The 19,437-nt window shown below is 59.9% G+C and carries 18 protein-coding genes; 13 read left to right on the top strand and 5 right to left on the bottom strand.

Annotated elements, in window-relative coordinates:
* Positions 1 to 114: 114 nt before the first annotated feature.
* Complete coding sequence (locus V8G57_RS19190) at positions 115 to 843, bottom strand: GntR family transcriptional regulator (RefSeq protein WP_254785181.1); 729 nt, start codon at positions 841 to 843, stop codon at positions 115 to 117.
* 304 nt (positions 844 to 1,147) lie between these two features.
* Between V8G57_RS19190 and V8G57_RS19185 the strand changes: the two genes are divergently transcribed.
* From V8G57_RS19185 to V8G57_RS19170, 4 genes are read left to right on the top strand one after another with little or no spacing between them, the layout of a single operon-like run.
* Positions 1,148 to 2,686, top strand: a complete 1,539-nt coding sequence (locus V8G57_RS19185) for an ABC transporter ATP-binding protein (protein ID WP_342830711.1) — start codon at positions 1,148 to 1,150, stop codon at positions 2,684 to 2,686.
* Positions 2,679 to 3,767: an ABC transporter permease gene (locus V8G57_RS19180; protein ID WP_342830710.1), complete on the top strand. Its 1,089-nt coding sequence runs from the start codon at positions 2,679 to 2,681 to the stop codon at positions 3,765 to 3,767. Before V8G57_RS19185 ends, V8G57_RS19180 begins: the two co-directional genes overlap by 8 nt.
* 5 nt (positions 3,768 to 3,772) lie before the next feature.
* Entirely contained in the window at positions 3,773 to 4,693 is a 921-nt protein-coding gene (locus tag V8G57_RS19175) for an ABC transporter permease (protein WP_092400169.1), read from the top strand.
* A 22-nt stretch (positions 4,694 to 4,715) separates the two neighbouring features.
* A complete protein-coding gene (locus tag V8G57_RS19170; protein WP_342830709.1) occupies positions 4,716 to 5,858 on the top strand; it encodes a BMP family ABC transporter substrate-binding protein in 1,143 nt (380 codons plus the stop codon).
* Positions 5,859 to 5,957: 99 nt separating this feature from the next.
* On the opposite strand, the gene V8G57_RS19165 is transcribed toward V8G57_RS19170, so the two are convergent.
* Positions 5,958 to 6,362, bottom strand: a complete 405-nt coding sequence (locus V8G57_RS19165; protein WP_342830708.1) for a hypothetical protein — start codon at positions 6,360 to 6,362, stop codon at positions 5,958 to 5,960.
* 991 nt (positions 6,363 to 7,353) lie between these two features.
* On the opposite strand from V8G57_RS19165, the gene V8G57_RS19160 reads away from it, so the two are divergent.
* Entirely contained in the window at positions 7,354 to 7,767 is a 414-nt protein-coding gene (locus V8G57_RS19160) for a GFA family protein (RefSeq protein ID WP_092400156.1), read from the top strand.
* 410 nt (positions 7,768 to 8,177) lie between these two features.
* Here V8G57_RS19160 and V8G57_RS19155 read toward each other — a convergent pair whose 3' ends face one another.
* Positions 8,178 to 10,382: an OsmC domain/YcaO domain-containing protein gene (locus tag V8G57_RS19155; protein ID WP_342830707.1), complete on the bottom strand. Its 2,205-nt coding sequence runs from the start codon at positions 10,380 to 10,382 to the stop codon at positions 8,178 to 8,180.
* Positions 10,383 to 10,697: 315 nt separating this feature from the next.
* Here V8G57_RS19155 and V8G57_RS19150 point away from each other — a divergent pair, with 315 nt between their 5' ends.
* The 3 genes from V8G57_RS19150 (at position 10,698) to V8G57_RS19140 (ending at position 12,929) form a co-directional block, all read left to right on the top strand.
* Positions 10,698 to 11,087: a hypothetical protein gene (locus V8G57_RS19150; protein WP_342830706.1), complete on the top strand. Its 390-nt coding sequence runs from the start codon at positions 10,698 to 10,700 to the stop codon at positions 11,085 to 11,087.
* 56 nt (positions 11,088 to 11,143) lie between these two features.
* Complete coding sequence (locus tag V8G57_RS19145; RefSeq protein WP_342830777.1) at positions 11,144 to 12,559, top strand: SH3 domain-containing protein; 1,416 nt, start codon at positions 11,144 to 11,146, stop codon at positions 12,557 to 12,559.
* A gap of 91 nt (positions 12,560 to 12,650) precedes the next feature.
* The gene (locus V8G57_RS19140) at positions 12,651 to 12,929 is read left to right on the top strand and encodes a hypothetical protein (RefSeq protein ID WP_092400150.1); all 279 of its coding nucleotides are present in this window, start codon (positions 12,651 to 12,653) and stop codon (positions 12,927 to 12,929) included.
* Positions 12,930 to 13,001: 72 nt separating this feature from the next.
* Here the strand turns inward: V8G57_RS19140 and V8G57_RS19135 are convergent, their stop codons facing one another.
* Positions 13,002 to 13,448, bottom strand: coding sequence for a nuclear transport factor 2 family protein (locus V8G57_RS19135; RefSeq protein ID WP_342830705.1), 447 nt, complete (start codon positions 13,446 to 13,448; stop codon positions 13,002 to 13,004).
* A gap of 254 nt (positions 13,449 to 13,702) precedes the next feature.
* Between V8G57_RS19135 and V8G57_RS19130 the strand changes: the two genes are divergently transcribed.
* The 5 genes from V8G57_RS19130 to V8G57_RS19110 all read left to right on the top strand — a co-directional run bounded on the left by V8G57_RS19130 (position 13,703) and on the right by V8G57_RS19110 (position 17,665).
* On the top strand, positions 13,703 to 14,542 hold the full coding sequence (locus V8G57_RS19130) for an NAD-dependent epimerase/dehydratase family protein (protein ID WP_342830704.1): 840 nt from the start codon (positions 13,703 to 13,705) through the stop codon (positions 14,540 to 14,542).
* 145 nt (positions 14,543 to 14,687) lie between these two features.
* On the top strand, positions 14,688 to 15,443 hold the full coding sequence (locus V8G57_RS19125) for an amino acid ABC transporter permease (RefSeq protein WP_342830703.1): 756 nt from the start codon (positions 14,688 to 14,690) through the stop codon (positions 15,441 to 15,443).
* On the top strand, positions 15,440 to 16,093 hold the full coding sequence (locus V8G57_RS19120) for an amino acid ABC transporter permease (RefSeq protein WP_092400142.1): 654 nt from the start codon (positions 15,440 to 15,442) through the stop codon (positions 16,091 to 16,093). Before V8G57_RS19125 ends, V8G57_RS19120 begins: the two co-directional genes overlap by 4 nt.
* Positions 16,077 to 16,817: an amino acid ABC transporter ATP-binding protein gene (locus V8G57_RS19115; protein WP_092400140.1), complete on the top strand. Its 741-nt coding sequence runs from the start codon at positions 16,077 to 16,079 to the stop codon at positions 16,815 to 16,817. Before V8G57_RS19120 ends, V8G57_RS19115 begins: the two co-directional genes overlap by 17 nt.
* A gap of 50 nt (positions 16,818 to 16,867) precedes the next feature.
* Entirely contained in the window at positions 16,868 to 17,665 is a 798-nt protein-coding gene (locus tag V8G57_RS19110; RefSeq protein WP_342830702.1) for a transporter substrate-binding domain-containing protein, read from the top strand.
* A gap of 65 nt (positions 17,666 to 17,730) precedes the next feature.
* Here V8G57_RS19110 and V8G57_RS19105 read toward each other — a convergent pair whose 3' ends face one another.
* Positions 17,731 to 19,308, bottom strand: a complete 1,578-nt coding sequence (locus tag V8G57_RS19105) for an aldehyde dehydrogenase (NADP(+)) (RefSeq protein ID WP_342830700.1) — start codon at positions 19,306 to 19,308, stop codon at positions 17,731 to 17,733.
* Between the last annotated feature and the right edge of the window lie 129 nt (positions 19,309 to 19,437).

Raw genomic sequence — 19,437 nt, 5'->3', positions numbered from 1 at the left:
GTGCGCATCCCTGTCTCGGATTAGCGACATTTTTTAATAATTTGTATACACTTTAAACCGCTTGGGGCAATGTCCGCCAAGAGAGGAAACGGGGCAACAGGCAAGCTGGTCCGGTTACGCGATATCGAGGATTTCGGCCAGGTCCACTTCGTGCTGGTCGTCGCTCAGGCGCAGGGCGCGTTCGATGTCCAGCAGGTGCTGGTCCATCATCCTGACCGCCAGCGCGGCGTCGCCGGCGGCGATGGCGTCGATCAGCTGTTCGTGTTCGTCGTTCGGGCAGGCGGTCTTGCCCGGCGCCTGGTACAGCGCGATGATCAATGAGCAACGCGACACCAGTTCGCGCAGGAAGCGGGTCAGCACCGGGTTGCCGGCGCTGTCGGACAGCAGGATATGGAACTCGCCGCCCAGGCGTATCCATTTGGCGTGGTCGCCGGAATGGAAGGATGCGTGTTCTTCCCGCACGATCTGGCGCAGGCGGGTGATCTGGGCGCGGGTGGCGTTGGCGGCCGCCAGCGGCACGATCGCCGCTTCGATGGCGCGCCGGGCGGCAAAGATTTCGCGGGTTTCCTGCGGCGTCGGCTGGGCGATGATGGCGCCGCGGTTGGGGCGCAATTCGAGGATGTGGTCGTGTGCCAGGCGCTGGATCGCCTTGCGCACGATAGTGCGGCTGACGGCGAACAGTTCGCACAGGCTGGCTTCGGTCAGCTTGGTGCCGGGCGGCAGGCGCTGGCTCATCACCGCCTTCAGCACGGAGTCGTAGATCTTTTGGTCGACAATGCCGCTGCCCCGCTTGGCGGCGGGCTTGGCCGGCGAAGAAACCGTGTCACCAGACTTTTTTCTCATGGGTCCCATTTCTGTTTCGGATAACAAGCCTGTGGCCATGCTACCGCAAATCCTGCTGCCGATCACACGCTAGCCGGTAGCACGAATCACGCCAGATGCGGCGGGCCGCGCGTATCCGTGTCTGGCATGCAGTTTGCTTTTGTAAGGGCTTTATGCCGACAAGACATTGTGGTCCAAGTCGGCGATTGGCACAGGAATTGATGTAGCATGTTGCTTGCTTTGGCGCGCTCAATGGCGCGGCTGGCAGGGCGGCGACGCTGGAATCATTTTGCAACAGTCTTTTTATCGGTACAGGCAAAAGAAAGTGACTTCAACCATACCGCGTCTGGAAATCGCCCATATCCGCAAAGCCTATCCGGGCGTGCTGGCGAATGACGATATCAACCTGCGCGTCGCGCCCGGCGAAATCCATGCCGTCCTCGGCGAAAACGGCGCCGGCAAGTCGACCCTGATGAAAATCATTTTCGGCACCGTGAAACCGGACGCCGGCGAGATTTTCTGGAACGGCGAGCAGGTCCACATCGCCAACCCGCATATCGCGCGCAAGCTCGGCATCGCCATGGTGTTCCAGCATTTCTCCCTGTTCGATACGCTCACTGTCGCTGAAAACATCGCCCTCGGCCTGGCCTCGGACGTCAGCATGCCGGAACTGGTGGCGCAAATCCGCCAGACCGGCGAAAAGTACGGGCTGGAGCTGGAGCCGCATCGCCATGTGCATACGCTGTCGGTGGGCGAACGCCAGCGCGTCGAGATCGTGCGCGCCTTGCTGACCAGCCCGCAGCTGCTGATCCTGGACGAACCGACTTCGGTGCTGACGCCGCAAGCGGTAGACAAGCTGTTCGTCACCCTGCGCAAGCTGGCCGCGGAAGGTTGCAGCATCCTGTACATCAGCCACAAGCTGGATGAAATCCGCGCGCTCTGCCACAGCGCCACGGTGATGCGCAACGGCAAAGTCAGCGGCAACTGCGATCCGCGCAACGAAACCAGCGCCGGCCTGTCGCGCCTGATGATCGGCGATGAATTGGTGCGTCTGCAGCGTGAGCGCAATCCAGATTCACAGCGCAGCGAACGCAAGCTGCATCTGAATCGCCTGAGCTTGCCGAAGGCGCATCTGTTCGCCACCGAACTGCACGATATCGAATGCGAGGTGCGGGCCGGCGAAATTGTCGGCATCGCCGGCGTTTCCGGCAACGGCCAGCAGGAGCTGCTGGCGGCGCTGTCGGGCGAAGACCAGCGCGCCGCGCCCAACATGGTGATGCTGGCCGGCCGCGCCGCCGGGCAGCTGGCGCCCAATCCGCGCCGCGCGCTCGGCCTCGGCCTGGTGCCGGAAGAGCGGCTGGGGCGCGGCGCTGTGCCGGGCATGACGCTGGCCGCCAACATGCTGCTGTCGCACCAGAAACCGCCTTACGTCAAGCGCGGCATGATCGATTTCGACTACACGCGCAAGATCGCCGCCCATATCATCGACCGTTTCAAGGTCAAGGCCGGCGGCCCCGATGCGCTGGCGAAGAGCCTGTCCGGCGGCAACCTGCAGAAATTTATCGTCGGCCGCGAGCTGGAGCGCAAGCCTGCCGTGTTTATCGTGGCGCAGCCGACCTGGGGCGTCGATGTCGGCGCCGCCGCGCAGATCCACGCCGAAATCCTGGCATTGAAAAAAGAAGGCTGTGCAGTGCTGATCATTTCCGAAGAACTCGATGAACTGTTCGCCTTGTGCGACCGCTTGCATGTCATCGCCAAGGGCAGGCTGTCGCCCTCGATCCCGATCGAACAGGCTACGCGCGAGCAGGTCGGCTTGTGGATGAGCGGCCTGTGGCAAGATGCGCCGGAGGCTGCGCATGCGTAATTTCTGGCCGTGGAAACTGGAATTGCGCGGCACGCCGTCGCGCGCCATGACCTACCTGTCGCCGGTGCTGGCGGTGGTAATGACGATGCTGCTCGGCGCCTTGCTGTTCATCGCGCTGGGCAAGGATCCGCTGGCCGGCCTCAAGGTGTTCCTGATCGATCCGTTCAACGGCAAGCGCGCCATCAGCGAACTGCTGCTGAAATCGGTGCCCTTGATCTTGTGCGCGCTGGGCCTGGCGGTATGCTTCCGTGCCAATGTCTGGAATATCGGCGCCGAAGGCCAGTTCACCGTCGGCGCCTTGTTTGCCGGCGCTACGCTGGTGCTGGTCGATGTGCCCGGCCATGCGATTCCCGGCGGACTCGGCTTGTTCCTGATGACCGTTGCCGGCATCCTCGGCGGCGCCTTTTGGGCCAGCATCACGGCGCTGCTGCGCGACCGCTTCAACGCCAATGAAATCCTGGTGTCGCTGATGCTGACCTATGTCGCGCAACTGCTGCTGATGTATGCGGTCAACGGGCCGCTGAAAGACCCGAACGGCATGAATTTCCCGCAGTCGAAAGTGTTCTCCAGCGAATTCATGCTGCCGGCGCTGCTGGGCGGAACGCGCCTGCATATCGGTTTTGCCGTGACGCTGGTGCTGGCGGTGGTGATGACGGTGTTCGTGGCGCGCAGCTTGCGCGGCTTTTCGCTGTTCGTCGGCGGCACGGCGCCGCATGCGGCGCGTTATGCCGGCTTTTCCAGCCGCAGCGCGCTGTGGACCTCGCTGCTGATTTCCGGCAGCTTCGCCGGCCTGGCGGGCGCCTTCGAGATCGCCGGACCGATCGGCCAGCTGCTGCCGTCGGTATCGCCCGGCTACGGTTTTGCCGCCATCATCGTTGCGTTCATTGGCCGCTTGCATCCGGTCGGCGCGGTGCTGGGCGGGCTGGTGATGTCGCTGCTGTACCTGGGCGGCGAGCTGGCGCAATCGCGGCTCGGCTTGCCGTCGGCAATTACCGGCGTGTTCCAGGGCATGCTGCTGTTTTTACTGTTGGCCAGCGATACCCTGATTGATTATCGCCTGCGCCGCAAAGCCAAGGTCTGACGGATATGGAACAATTCGCTTCTCTCATCGCCGCCTCGATCAACGCCGGAACGCCGCTGCTGCTGGCGGCGCTCGGCCTGCTGATCAACGAGCGCGCCGGCGTCCTCAACCTTGGCGCGGAAGGCATGATGCTGGTAGCCGCGATCGCCGGTTTTGCGGTCGGCTACACCACCCATAGCCCGCTGCTCGGTTTCCTGGCGGGCGCGCTCAGCGGAGTGCTGATGGCGGCGCTGTTTTCCTGGCTGGCGCTGGTGCTGGCGACCAACCAGGTGGCCACCGGGCTGGCCTTGTCGATTTTCGGCGCAGGGCTGTCGGCCTTCATCGGCCAGCGTTTTGTCGGCCTGGCCTTGCCTTCGCAAACGCTGGCGATTCCGCTGCTGAAGGATATTCCCTTTATCGGCCAGGCGTTGTTCCAGCAGCATTGGATGAGTTACCTGGCTCTGCTGCTGTGCGCCGCCATCGGCTGGTTCATTTACCGCACGCGCGCCGGCCTGGTGCTGCGCGCCGTCGGCGAATCGCCGGAATCGGCCCATGCGCTTGGTTACCCGGTGCGCTGGATACGCTTCGCCGCGCTGCTGTTCGGCGGCGCCTGCTGCGGCCTGGCCGGCGCGTACCTGTCGCTGGTGTACACGCCGATGTGGGTGGAAGGGCTGGTCTCCGGGCGCGGCTGGATCGCGCTGGCGCTGACCGCGTTCGCCACCTGGCGGCCGGCGCGCGTGCTGCTGGGCGCGCTGCTGTTCGGCGGCGTCACCATCCTGCAGTTCTACCTGCAGGGCATAGGCGTGACGCTGCCGTCGCAAATCCTGTCGATGCTGCCGTATGTCGCCACCATCGTGGTGCTGGCGCTGATTTCGCGCAACCCGGACTGGATCCGCCTGAACATGCCGGCATCGCTGGGCAAACCTTTTAAACCTGATGCAAGCTGACCAACCACCAAGGGAGATACACATGAAGATTTCACGCAGGGCATCACTCGCAATGCTCACAGCGCTGGCTGCCGCCACGCTGATCGGCTGCGGCAAGAAAGACGAAACCCCGGCGCCGGCCGCCAGCGCTCCTGCAGCGGCAGCCGCGCCGGCCAAGGCCGAGCCGCTGAAAGTGGCTTTCGTCTACATCGGACCGGTGGGCGACGCCGGCTGGACCTTCGCCCACGACAAAGGACGCAAGGCGGTCGAGGAAAAATACGGCGACAAGGTGAAAACCACGTTCGTCGAGAACGTGCCTGAATCGGCCGCCGACGCCGAGCGCGTGATCCGCCAGCTGGCGGTCGACGGCAACAAGCTGATCTTCGGCACTACCTTCGGTTACATGGAAGCGATGCTGAAGGTGGCCAAGGAATTCCCGGACGTCAAATTCGAGCACGCGACCGGCTTCAAGACTGCCGACAACCTGGCCCAGTACGATGTCCGCACTTATGAAGGCGCCTACCTGGCCGGCGTGGTGGCAGGCAAGATGAGCAAGTCGGGCAAGCTCGGCGTGGTCGCTTCGGTGCCGATTCCTGAAGTGATCCGCAACATCGATTCCTTCACCCTGGGCGCGCGTTCGGTCAATCCGAAAGCCACCACGCGCGTGGTGTGGGTCAACAAGTGGTTCGACCCGGGCAAGGAACGCGAAGCTGCGACCACGTTGATCGGCCAGGGCGTCGATGTGCTGATGCAAAACACCGACTCCGCCGCCGTGGTGCAGACGGCCCAGGAAAAGGGCGTATACGCCTTCGGCTGGGATAGCGACATGACCAGCTTCGGCCCGAAAGCCCACCAGGCGGCATCGATGATCAACTGGAGCGTGTACTACAACAAACGCGTCGGCGAAGTGCTGGACGGCACCTGGAAGACCGGCAGCAGCTGGCTCGGCCTGAAAGAAGACGGCATCGACCTCGGCGCCTTCAATCCAGACCTGCCGGCCGACGTCAAGGCCCTGGTCGCCGAGCGCAAGAAAGCCATCATCGACGGCAGCGCGCCGATCTGGAAAGGCCCTGTGGTCGACAACACCGGCAAGGAAGTAGTGGCCAAGGACGCCGTGGCGGACGATGCTTTCCTGCATGGCATCAAGTTCTACGTGCAAGGCGTGGAAGGCAAAGTGCCAGGTTGATCGCTTGTTACGCGGATCGGCCAGCCTGAGGGATTGGCCGATCCGGATTTCCTGCGCCGAGGGAAACAGGAAAGCAATCATCAGGCAGAGTTCACCAGATCAGGATCCGGGTTCTCGCTGCCAACACAAAAACCTTGCATTGTCGGTACTCCCCATGGCTTGGATGACCGCCTCGTTGTTGAATCCAGGAAGTTCCTGCAGCTTCGACAGCAATTCCTTTATGCCTTCCGCCTCGCTTGGGACCAGGCATCCATGTGAAGTGCCGCGCAACTCCCAGAACACATCGTCAACATATGGCCCACCATCGGTTGTGATGATGCTGATCTCTTGAAGTTCGCTCCATAAAAGAGTTTCTCGTATCCCGTCTGCCGTCGTGCGAGTAACTTGCTCGTCGTTGAATTCAACGACATTTAGCTGCGGAACTATCGAAGATTCTGGCCTTTTGCCAAGCGGAACGACCGGAGGTGCTGGCTTTTTTTTGAATAGACGAAATAGAAAATTCATATGAGCTCTAACGATTAGCCAGGCAAGATAATCTCAATATTGTAAGAGGTGCAAGGTTAGATCGTCTATAACGTAGTAAGACGCATCCTGTAGGGCGTAATAGCGCAGCGTATTACACCGCATGTGGAATGTGTAAATGAGGAAAACGATGCCAAAGAAATTGGAGCCAATAGCAATAAGAGAATGCCAGGTTATCTGAATAAAACCATGCGGCGTAATACGCTGCGCTATTACGCCCTACGCCTTACCGCGTTGCAATCGAGCGCTTAAAGCCCGTTCATGAATGGGCTTCGAAGGTGAGCGGCGAGTAGGGTTTTGCATTTGAAGGGAATCGACTGTGAACGTCTGCTGCTCAACTTGCCGACAGTCTCCTTCGGAGCGAAATCAACCCGTCACGACCGTCTCAAAACGGCCAGAATCCGCCATTAAAACATCGATTGAAGGAGCAGAAATATCTATGTCACTCTATTACGCGCAATTTGTGATTGTTGAGGAGAATCTATGGTGGAGACCCAACGCGCCGCATGATGTTATTCGACAAGAAACACTATATCGGATTCAGACGCAACTCTTCACGGCCTCTGACGCAGAGCGGGCATATAGCCGGGCAATAGAAATGAGTCGCGGTTTTGAGGACAGTCACAATGATGGGCCAGGAGACAGGACAAACTTCAAATGTATGGGAATTTATGACTTGGATGAAGTTTTTCTCGGAGAGCGTTCTTTAACTGAGGAGCTTAACGGATCATGCGGAGTTGATGTCGGTCTTGTTCGAGTTGATGGCGGCATACCAACGATACCATCTCGCAATGCGCTATCTATATTCTCGAGTTTCGCGTCTTGAGTTCGAACAGCCGGGTACCATCACACATACAGAACAGAAGTCCGCAACCGGCCAAAAGCCGACTCCCGAATTCTATTAATCGGGACTTAAACCTGCACAACTCTTGCTAGAAATTAGACAAACCAATAAGCAAATATGGAGATACGCATGACCTCAAAATATTCAGGACGATGTCTTTGTGGAGAAATAAATTATTCAACTGACGCGGAGCCGCTATTTACTGGAAATTGCCACTGCAAGGATTGCCAGAGGTCGTCAGGTAGTGCATTTATTCCCGCAATGCTTTTTCCAGAAGCAAGTGTCTCCATTCGTGGCGAAGCAAAATATTTCGAGTCTGCATCTGATAGTGGAAGTGTTCACCGAAGGGGTTTCTGTCAAAATTGCGGTTCGCAGCTGTTTGCAAAATTCAGCGCCATGCCCGGAATGCTCGGTATTAAAGCAGGCACATTAGACAGTTCTTCGAACTATGTACCTAAATTAGATTTTTATGTGGCTAGTGCTGCGCCTTGGGACCATATGAGCCCTCAGCTACCAAAAAAACAAGGCGCGGCCCAAGGTTAAGTGGGTTCCTAACAAGGCGTTCAACGTGGACAGTTTGCAGCGCGGCATTGCTTCGCAAATTTTACTCCCCACTGCAAACCACTTCGCCGGAATGCCGGCTCCGTTCTGCCGGTTAACCTGGCGTTGAGTGTCCGCTTTTCAAAGGCAGTTATGACCGCTTAGGGTTGTGGATTCAACCGGTCGATGCGTTTCTCCGATGCACAGGTATGCATTTTTAGATGAATCGCTGACGCACAGGGATGGAATCCGCTCATGGACATTGACTATCAGTGAATTGCCGCAGCTCTCGAGATAGAAACATTAAAGCGAAAGCCGGCATCCACACTGATGCGCGCCGGCACAGACGCTCGTTCTGGCAGCGGGCGCTGGGAGAGGACCGCCATCAGCGCATCAAGCCATGACTCGTAACCCTAACTGGCCGTAGCCGCCACATTGGCCCGGGCCTTATGCAATTTCTTGTAGCTGTCGATCAGGCGCTGGTGCCTGTCGAGCCCCTCCAGTTTCATGCTCGTTGGCGTTAAGCCGAAGAAGCGCACGCTGCCGTCCACCGACCCCATCACCGCGTCCATCCGAGCGTTGCCAAACATCCGGCGGAAATTGACCACGTAATCGTCCAGTTCCAAGTCGTCATCCAGCAGCACCTCCAGCACTACATTCAAGGCTTGATAAAACAATCCGCGCTCGGCCGTGTTGTCGTTGTACTGCAGGAAAGCTCCCACCAGCTCATGCGCCGCCTCGAATTGCTGCAAGGCGACATGAATCAGCAGCTTCAACTCGAGAACCGTCAGTTGCCCCCAGTCCGTATTCTCGTCAAATTCGATGCCGATCAATGTGGCGATGTCGGAATATTCATCGAGCTCATTGTTATCCAGGCGCTCGAGCAGCGCTTCCAGGCTGGCATCGTCCAGGCGATGCAGATTCAAAATATCGGCGCGGAACAACAGCGCCTTGTTGGTGTTATCCCAGATCAAATCTTCTATCGGATAAATTTCCGAATAACCGGGCACCAGAATCCGGCAGGCCACGGCGCCTAAATTGTCGTACGCTGCCATGTACACCTGTTTGTCCATGTCTTCGAGAATGCCGAACAAGGTCGCGGCTTCCTCGGCATTCGAGTTTTCACCCTGGCCGGAAAAATCCCATTCGACAAAATCGAAATCCGCTTTGGCGCTGAAAAAGCGCCATGACACGATGCCGCTGGAATCGATGAAGTGTTCGACAAAGTTATTTGGCTCGGTCACGGCTTCACTTGCAAAGGTGGGCCGAGGCAATTCGTTCAGGCCTTCAAAACTGCGGCCCTGCAGCAATTCCGTCAGGCTGCGCTCCAGCGCCACCTCCAGGCTTGGGTGCGCGCCGAACGAGGCAAACACACCGCCTGTCCGCGGGTTCATCAGGGTGACGCACATCACCGGGTACACCCCTCCCAGCGACGCGTCCTTCACCAGCACCGGAAAGCCCTGCTCTTCCAGTCCCTGGATGCCGGCCAGAATGCCAGGGTATTTCGCCAGCACTTCCTGCGGCACATCAGGCAATGCGATTTCACCTTCCAGGATTTCGCGTTTTACCGCCCGTTCGAAAATTTCCGACAGGCATTGCACCTGCGCTTCGGCCAGCGTATTACCGGCACTCATGCCATTGCTGACGTATAGGTTTTCGACCAGGTTGGATGGAAAATACACCACCTCGCCGTCCGACTGCCGCACATACGGCAGCGAACAGATACCGCGCTGCAGATTGCCGGAGTTGGTGTCGACCAGATGCGAGCCGCATAACTCGCCGTCGGGATTGTAAATTTGCAGGCAGTACTCATCCAGAATTTCAGCCGGCAGCGCATCTTTAGGGCCCGGCTTAAACCAGCGCTCGTTCGGGTAATGTACAAACGCCGCGTTGGCGATGTCTTCGCCCCAGAACGTGCCGGCGTAGAAATGGTTGTTATTCAGCCGCTCGATATATTCTCCCAGCGCCGACGCCAACGCGCTTTCCTTGGTTGCTCCCTTGCCATTGGTGAAGCACATCGGCGAGTGCGCATCGCGGATATGCAGCGACCACACATTGGGAACAAGATTGCGCCACGAAGCGATTTCAATCTTGATGCCCAAGTTCGCCAAAACGCCCGACATATTGGCGATGGTTTGCTCCAACGGCAGATCCTTGCCCGCAATATAGGTGCTGACATCAGAAGCCGGCTTCAATGTCAGCAGCGACTGGGCGTCGGCATCCAGGTTCTGTACTTCTTCAATGACAAACTCGGGTCCGGCTTGCACCACTTTTTTCACCGTGCAACGGTCGATGGAGCGCAAAATACCCTGGCGGTCTTTGGCAGAGATATCCGCCGGCAACTCGACCTGAATCTTGAAAATCTGCTGGTACCGGTTTTCCGGATCAACAATATTATTCTGCGACAGGCGGATATTTTCAGTAGGAATATTGCGAGTTACGCAATACAGCTTCACAAAGTACGCTGCACACAAGGCCGATGAGGCCAGAAAATAATCGAAGGGACCAGGCGCCGAGCCGTCGCCCTTATAGCGGATAGGCTGGTCGGCCACTACCGTGAAGTCATCGAATTTGGCTTCAAGACGTAGCTTATCGAGAAAGTTGACCTTGATTTCCATGGGGGAATTCTAAAAATGATGTAGCCGCTATTATCCGTCGCCAGGCCGGTACCGTGCAAAGTATCGATGGTTTCCTCAAACGCAGCCGCATACGGATAATTTGACAGGCGGACGATTTCATCAATCTGTTGCCTCCGCCGGTTGAATCCACAGCCGTAAACAGCCATCCAGCAATGCCGCCATCAGCCAAATGTAGAAGTACAGGCACTCGTCTCATTTAATATTGATCGCCCCCCTTATTCGTGGCAGCATAGGCAAATTATTTGCCTGCGGCAATTTTGCGGATCGTTTGATGCGCGAGCACATGGGAGGTCAATGATGGGGTTTGACAGGAAGTTCCTGGTTTCCGGACTGGCTTATGCGGTTCTCGGACTGGCGTTCGGAATCTACATGGGCATGTCGCAGAACCACTCGCAGCTGGTTACGCATGCCCACATTCTGCTGATCGGCTTCGCGATTTCCGTCGTTTACGGCGTCATCCACAAGCTGTGGCTGGCCGGAGTCCGGCCCGGCGTGGCGACATTGCAATTTGTCCTGCATCACGCCGGCGCCTTGATCATGCTGGCCAGCCTGTTCCTGCTGTCGGGACAATTCGTCCCCGAAGAGACTATCGGCCCGGTTCTCGGCTTGTCATCGATCGCGGTCCTTTTGGGCATGTTGCTGATGCTGTTCATGGTGATACGCACGCCGGCGGGAAAGGTTTGAATGCCCTGGGAACCGGGCATGTCTCGGCGCCTTCCGCGGGGGATTGCCAATTGAAAATGACGCTGACCCGGCCGAGGAGATCGGTGTTCCATGGGTTCGTGTTTCCTCTCCTGTTCTGTATCGCGGCCACTGCCGCAGCGCAAAACAACAAGCTTGCGATTCCCCCATCGGGAGTGATCGGTTTCGACCAGGCGATGCTTGTGCCCGACTATTGGATTGCGCGAGCTCCCAGCCCGGACAAAGTCTTGATGTCGCGGCAGCAGATCGATGACCTGAATGCCAGAACATTTGCAGCGGATCCCGCCATGCACGATCTCGCCAAGGTCGGGCCGGCCTTGTCCCGCGAGCAGGTGCTCCTGTGGTTGAAGGACGCTGCGGAACCGCTGACCAAGCCGCTGGTGGACGCAGCCGGAAATGCGATCCCGAAAGCGGCGATGGAGGCAATCGAGGCCAATATCGGCGCCGACCGGATCCCGGCCACCACGCCCACCCGCTACGGGCTCAGCGTGCGGCGCGCGCAGCTGCGCACCTACCCGACATCGCTCCAGGCTTTTCCGTCGAAGGACCTGCTGGATTTCGAAAGCTTCCAGGGCGGCACGCTTTTCCCAGGCGATCCCGTCGTCGTTGCGCATGCGAGCGCCGACGGCCAGTGGCTGCTGGTCTTGAGCGAACAAGCTCCTGCGTGGGTAGCGCGCGCGGACATCGCCGAGGGAGCCGCCGCAGAAGTGTTTGCCTATGCCGGCAAGCAGCCGTTCCGCGTAGTGACCGGAGACAAGGTGCGGACAGTATTTACGCCGGAAGCGCCCGAGGTTTCGGAGCTCCAGCTCGACATGGGGGTGAGGGTCCCGCTTGCGCGGCTGGCTGAGGGCGAGCCGGTGAACGGCCAGGGGTCTTACGTATCCTGGACGGTGGATCTTCCGGTACGCCGCGAAGACGGATCGTTGGCCTTCAAGGCCGCACTGCTGCAAAAGATCAAAGACACTTCTCCCGAGTATCTGCCGCTCACCAAAGCCAACATCATCCGCCAGGGATTCAAGTTCCTCGGTGAACGGTATGGCTGGGGGCATCTTTACAATGCCAGGGATTGCAGCGGATTCACCGGCGAGGTGTACCGCAGCATGGGCATTATCCTGCCTCCGAATTCCGGCGCCCAGGGCCGCAGCCCGGCGTTGCAGCAGCGCGTTTTTTCCGCTTCGGATTCTCACCAGGCCCGCGTCGAGGCGGTATTGGCCGCCCAGGTCGGCGACCTGGTCGTGGTTCCTGGACATGTGCTGATGATTTTGGGGCAGGTCAATGGCGAGCCCTATGTCATGCAGGACGTGCCCTATGCCGTTTTCCGCGATCCGGCGGGAAAGGTCCGCATGACGAAGCTGAACCAGGTTTCGGTCACGCCGCTGCTGCCGCTGCTTGCGGACGAGCAGCACTTGTATGTCGATGCTATGACGAGCCTGGTGCATGTGGTTGCCAGGTGAAACAATGCAAAGGCGGTAAATCAGCGAACGGGATGATCGCGGATACGCAATTTAAGCTGGTAATTCAATAATTTATAAAAGGGAAAAAATCATGAAAAAACAGATCTTGAACATTTCGCCGGTGCAGACAGCCAAGGTGGTGGCGATTCTTTATTTCGTTGTTTCCTTGCCGATCATTATCCTCATGATCCTGTTTCTTTCAGTGATGCCGGGGAGCAAAGCGCCGGCGATCGGCGCGATGCTGGCGCTGCCGTTCATTTACCTGGTCGTCGGTTTTCTCTTTACGCTGTTCGGCGCATGGGTTTACAACCTCGTTGCAAAATGGGTCGGCGGCATTGAATTCACCACTTCGGAAACTGAAAACTCCTGAGGCGGCCAGCAAGCCGGAGCGCGCCGGCAATATGGCGCGCGGTCCTGCCCGCATCCGACCCGGCTCAGTAAATCAGGCGCTGAAACGCACCGCCTGGCGCGCCAGCAAACGCCAATGGCCGTCGTGCTTCTTCCATACCATCAGGATTTTCAGGGAGACATTGCCCGCTTTGCCGGAGTCATTGGTGACCGCCGCCAAGGTGTGGCGCACCACCGCGGTATCTCCCGAAATCTTGACGCTCTGGTCCGACAGGGCGATGCTGACGAAGTCCGATTCGCCGCTGGTCAACGCGCCGATGAATTCCGCCTTGTCTTGCACTTTGCCGTTCGAGTGGCCGTAACTTAGCTCGTCCATGACCAGGCGGTCGAGCGCCGCGCGGTCGCCGGGGTGGAGCATCGCTGTCCGCAGCTTTTCGACCTGCTCCGCTACCGATTCTTCATCGGGGGCGGCCGCTGCGCCTTGGGCAATGATCATGGAGCAGACCATCGCTGTGCACAAATACATCCATTTCTTAAACATCGGGGTCTCCTTGGTGGTGGCTTGTTTTCTTATCAGTCATCATACAACATAAAATATCGCCGAGAATAGCCGGTTTACGCGGCCTTATCCAATATATCTAGCGATATACCCAGTGATTTGACAAGAAGGGCGCAGGCAAGACATAATCGATTAAGTTGTATGACAACGTATAACAATAGGCGAGAGCACGACAATCACAGATACGCGACAATGTCTGCGATCTCTCTCAAATCGGCATCGGCACGGGACATGGCATGAGCGACAAGACAAATAGTGCGGAGGGCGGCGCGCAGTACCGGCGCCTGTTGTTGACCGGCGCCGGCGGCGGCCTGGGCAAGGTATTGCGGCCAAGGCTGGCAGCGTTCGCCGCCACCGTCAGGGTTTCCGACCTGGCGGCGGTGTTGGCGCAGGACGCCGCGCCGCATGAAGAAGTGCAGCCCTGCAACCTGGCCGACCGGGCCGCGGTGGACGCGCTGGTGACCGGCTGCGACGCCATCGTGCATCTCGGCGGCGTATCGGTGGAGCGGCCGTTCGAGGAAATCCTGGAAGCCAATATCAAGGGCGTGTTCCACATATACGAAGCGGCGCGGCGGCATGGCGTCAAGCGCGTCGTTTTCGCCAGCTCCAACCACGTCACCGGGTTTTACCGGCAAGACCAGGTCATCGACAGCCACGACCTGCGGCGGCCGGACGGTTATTACGGCTTGTCCAAATCGTACGGCGAAGACATGGCGCAGCTGTATTTCGACCGTTACGGCATCGAGACCGTCAGCATCCGCATCGGCAATTCCTTCCCCACCGCCAAAGACCGGCGCGCGCTGGCCTGCTGGCTGAGCTACGACGACCTGACCGAACTGTTGCGCTGCAGCCTGTTCACGCCGCAGGTCGGCCACACGGTGGTGTACGGCATGTCCGATAACAACGGCGTCTGGTGGAATAACCGCCACGCCGCGCATCTTGGTTTTGCGCCGCGCGACAGCTCGGAACAGTTCCGCGCCGCGGTCGAGGCGCAGCCTTTGCCGGCCGCGGACGATCCGGTGCGCATGTACCAGGGCGGCATGTTTACAGCGACAGGACCGTTCGAGCCGCAATAAGCCGGCTTGAAAGGCAAGTCCCCGGAACAAGCGCAAAAAAAGCGCAGCCGGGGCGGAATGCAGGGAGACCGCGGCAGTCGGCAGATGAAAATCGCGATTGGCGTGCCGAGACAAGCAGAAAAAGCTACAGGAGCATTCGTCGGTCATGAGTTTTTCTCTTCACTTTAGCGATCTTCTTCCCTACTGGCCGGTATTCCTCGAGGGCGCATGGCTGACCCTGAAGATGACCGGCGTCGCGGTGGTGGCCGGAGTGAGCATCGGCACGCTGGTGGCGTTCGCCAAGCGCGGCCGCCGCAAATGGCTGTCGAAAGCGTGTTCGGTCTACATCGACGCGGTGCGCAACACGCCGTTCCTGGTGCAGCTGTTCCTCTTGTATTTCGGCCTGGCCAGCCTCGGCATCCACATGCCGACCTTCGCCGCCGCCGTGCTGGCGATGATCATCAATATCGCCGCCTACGCTGCCGAAATCATCCGCGCCGGTCTGGAAGCGGTGCCGCGCGGCCAGATCGAAGCGGCAGAATGCCTCGGCCTGTCGCGCTGGCGCATCGGCTGGCACGTGATGCTGCAGCCGTCGATAGAGAAGGTCTACCCGGCGCTGACCAGCCAGTTCCTGCTGATGATGCAGGCTTCCGCCATGGCTTCGCAGATCTCGGCCGAGGAATTGACGGCGATCGCCAACACCGTGCAGTCGGATACCTTCCGTTCGCTGGAAACCTATATCGTGGTGGCCTGCCTGTACCTGGCGCTGTCGCTGCTGGTCAAGCTGCTGGCCTGGGGTCTGGGCGAATATTTCTTCAAGCGGCGCCGGGCGATCCGGCGCGCCGCGGCGCAAGCCGGCAGGAAGCAACCCGCTGTCGCCGAGGCTGCCGCGATCGGCGCCGGCAAGCGGAGGACGACATGATCGGCAACTTCAGCTGGACCCACCTGATTTACCTGGCGCAGTCGATCTGGTGGACGCTGCTGCTGTCGCTGATCGCCTTCCTGCTCGGCAGCATCGGCGGCTTCGGCGTCATGCTGGCGCGCATTTCGCCGCGCCGCTGGCTGCGTTTGCCGGCCTTGCTCTACATCGAATCGATACAAGGCATCCCGCTGCTGATCCTGCTGTTCATCGTCTACTACGGCTTGTCGGTTTACGGCTTTGCCTTGCCGGCGCTGGTGGCGGCCGGGCTGGCGATGATGGTCTACACCAGTGCTTACCTGGGCGACATCTGGCGCGGCTGCGTCGAAGCGATGCCGAAACCGCAATGGGAAGCGGCCGAATGCTTGTCGCTGACGCGCTGGCAGACGCTGCGCCTGGTGATCATCCCGCAGGCGCTGCGCTTGTCGTTGCCGCCGACCGTCGGTTTCCTGGTGCAGGTCATCAAGATGACTTCGCTGGCCTCGGTGATCGGTTTTGTCGAACTGACGCGCGCCGGCCAGATCATCAACAATTCGATCTTCCAGCCGTTCCTGATCTTCAGCCTGGTCGGGGCTTTTTATTTCGCACTGTGTTACCCGCTTTCGCGCTGGAGCGAAGCCATGGAGAATAAGCTCAATGTCGGCAATCGCTAACCCAATCGTCAAGCTGGACCAGATCTACAAGAGCTTCGGCGCCAACCAGGTCCTCAAGGGTGTCTCGTTCGAAGTCGGCAAGGGCGAGATGATCGCCATCATCGGCGCCAGCGGTTCGGGCAAAAGCACGGCGCTACGCTGCATCGACCGGCTCGAAACCATCGATTCCGGCAGCATCGAGGTGTGCGACATCCGGGTCGACGATCCGCAGGTCGACCTGCACCGGCTGCGCCAGGAAGTCGGGATCGTGTTCCAGAGCTACAACCTGTTTCCGCACCTGACGGTGCAGGAGAACATCATGCTGGCGCTGCGCCATGTCAAGCGCCAGCCGCGCGCGGAAGCGTTGCGGGTGTCGCTGGCGGCGCTGGAGCAGGTCGGCCTGGGCGACAAGGCGGCGGCGTACCCGGAGCAGTTGTCCGGCGGCCAGCAGCAGCGGGTGGCGATTGCGCGTTCGCTGGCGATGGCGCCGAAAGTGATGCTGTTCGATGAAGTGACTTCGGCGCTTGATCCGCAGCTGACCGGTGAAGTGTTGCGCGTGATGGAAGACCTGGCGGCGGGCGGCATGACGATGCTGTTGGTGACGCATGAAATGGCGTTCGCCAAGCGGGTCGCCGACCGCATCATCTACATGCATCAAGGCAAGGTATGGGAAGTCGGCCCCGGCGAAATGCTGGACGCGCCGCAAACCGCGGAACTGCGCGCTTTCCTCAACAACGGCTTGTAGCCGGAGCAAATTTGGCATCGCATAACTATTCCATAAAACAGGAGACAGGCATGAAACTCAACACACTTTTTACCCGCGGCTGCATCGCCGCTTTGCTATTCTGCGGAGCGACTCACGCCGCATTGGCGGACCAGCTGGACGACATCAAGAAAGCCGGCAAGGTGCGGGTGGCGATCGCCATGGGCACGCCGCTGTTCAGCTACGCCGACGCCAACCTGCAGCCGACCGGCTCGGATGTCGACACCGCGACGCAGCTGGCGCACGACCTGGGCGTCAAGCTGGAGCTGGTGCCGATCACCAACGCTGCCCGCGTGCCGACCTTGCAGGCGCAGCGCGCCGACCTGGTGATCGCCGACCTGTCGATCACGCCCGAGCGCGCCAAGGTAGTGGATTTCTCCGTGCCGTACGCGGTGATCACGATCATCGTCGGCGGACCGAAGAGCATCAAGATCAAGGACTACGCTGACCTCGCCGGCAAGCGCATCGGCCTGACCCGCGCCACCGTCAACGATACGCTCACGACGCAGTTGGCCAAGGGTGCGGAAATCATGCGCTACGAAGACGATGCGACCTTGATCACCTCGATGGTGACCGGACAGATCGAGATCTTTTCCAGCACGCCGTCCAACCTGGCCGAAATGATCAAGCGGGCGCCGGCCAAGAACCTGGAATTGAAATTCGCGCAGAAGGATTTTGACCTGGGCATCGCCATGAACAAAGACCAGCCGAAGCTGAATGAATGGGTCAATGCCTGGGTTGTCGCCAATCACAAGAATGGCAAGCTGAATGCGATCTACAAGAAATACCATGGCCGCGATTTGCCGGCTACCATCGCGAACGCCGGCTGAGCCGCGCAACACAGGAAGCAGTGTTGCCATCGCCGGCCCGAAGCGGCCGGCGATGGCCGGGATCGTCAAACCGTGATGTACTTTCCATCCACCAGGCGCGACAAGCCTGACGGGTTGCCGTCCTGCAGTTCGGCCGGCAGCAGGGCTGCCGGCAAGTCCTGGTAGCACACCGGCCGCAGGAAGCGGTCGATGGCGGTGGCGCCGACCGAGGTGCTGCGGCTGTCGGACGTCGCCGGGAACGGGCCGCCGTGCACCATCGCGTAAGACACTTCCACCCCGGTCGGGAAACCGTTCACCAGGATGCGGCCGGCCTTGCGTTCCAGCGTCGGCAGCAGCTTGCGGGCCAGTGCGTGGTCTTGCTCGTCCAGTTGCAGCGTGGCGGTCAGCTGGCCGGCCAGGTGTTCGGCGACGGCGCGCATTTCATCTTCATCCTTGCAGGAAACCAGCAATGAGCTGGGACCAAAAATTTCATCTTCCAGCTGCTCGGTGGCGAGGAAGGTGGCGGCGTCGGTGGCGAACAGCGTCGCCTGGGCTGCGCATGGCGCGGTTGCCGGCTGGCCGTGGCCGAGCGTATCGACGCCGGCTGCTGCGCCCATGCGTTCGATGCCGGCGGCGTAGGCGCCATGGATGCCGGGTGTCAGCATGGTGCCGGCTGCCTTGGTTTTCAATGCCTGCAATGCCGCTTCCTGGAACTGCGCCAGGTGCTCGCCGGCCAGGCCGATCACCAGGCCGGGATTGGTGCAGAACTGTCCCACGCCCATGGTCAGCGAGTCGACGAAAGCCGCGCCGATTTTCGATGCGCGCGCGGCCAGCGCGTGCGGCAGCAGGAACATCGGGTTGATGCTGCTCATCTCGGCGTACACCGGGATCGGTTCACGCCTTTGCGCCGCTGCGCGCATCAGCGCAAGGCCGCCGTGGCGCGAGCCGGTAAAGCCGACTGCCTTGATCGCCGGGTGGCTGACCAGGGCTTGGCCGACTTCGTTGCCGGTGCCGATGATCAGGGAAAACACGCCTTCGGGCAGTTTGCAGGCGGCGACTGCCTGCTGGATTGCGCGTCCTACCAGTTCCGAGGTGCCGGGGTGGGCATTGTGGGTCTTGACCACGACCGGGCAGCCGGCTGCCAGCGCCGAGGCGGTGTCGCCGCCGGCTACCGAGAACGCTAGCGGGAAATTGCTGGCGCCGAAGACGGCGACGGGGCCGATGGCGATCTTGCGCAGGCGCAGGTCGGAGCGTGGCGGGGTGCGTTCGGGCAGCGCCGAATCGAGGGTGGCGCCGAGGTAATTGCCGGTGCGCAGTACGCTGGCGAACAGGCGCAGCTGGCCGACGGTGCGGCCGCGTTCGCCTTCCAGGCGGGCGGTGGGGAGGCCGGATTCTTGCGTTGCGCGTTCGATCAGGGTTGGGCCTAGCGCGAGGATGCCGTTGGCGATTTCTTCGAGGAATTCTGCGCGTTGTTGTGCCGTGGTTGCGCGATAGCTGTCGAAAGCTTGTTGTGCGAGGGCGCAGGCGCGGGCTACTTCGGTTGTGCCGCCGGCGCCGAAATCGGGGGCGATGGTTTCGTTGGTGGCGGGGTTGACGGCGCGCAGGCTGCCTTCTGTGCCGCGTACTGCGGATTGGCCGATGAGCATTTCACCAGTGATATTCATGTATGTTCCTCAATTCGATTATGTGTACTACATCTATCAACACAGCAGCAGTTAAATGGGGTCAGAGTTTTTTTTCGCGCCTTTTGCGAAAATTACTCTGACCCCATTTAACGGGCCACGGAGTGCGTT

The sequence above is a fragment of the Collimonas rhizosphaerae genome (assembly GCF_038896935.1).
Lineage (GTDB): Bacteria > Pseudomonadota > Gammaproteobacteria > Burkholderiales > Burkholderiaceae_D > Collimonas > Collimonas rhizosphaerae.
The sequence above is the reverse complement of the archived record's forward strand: the minus strand, read 5'-3'. Positions and strand labels throughout refer to the sequence as shown.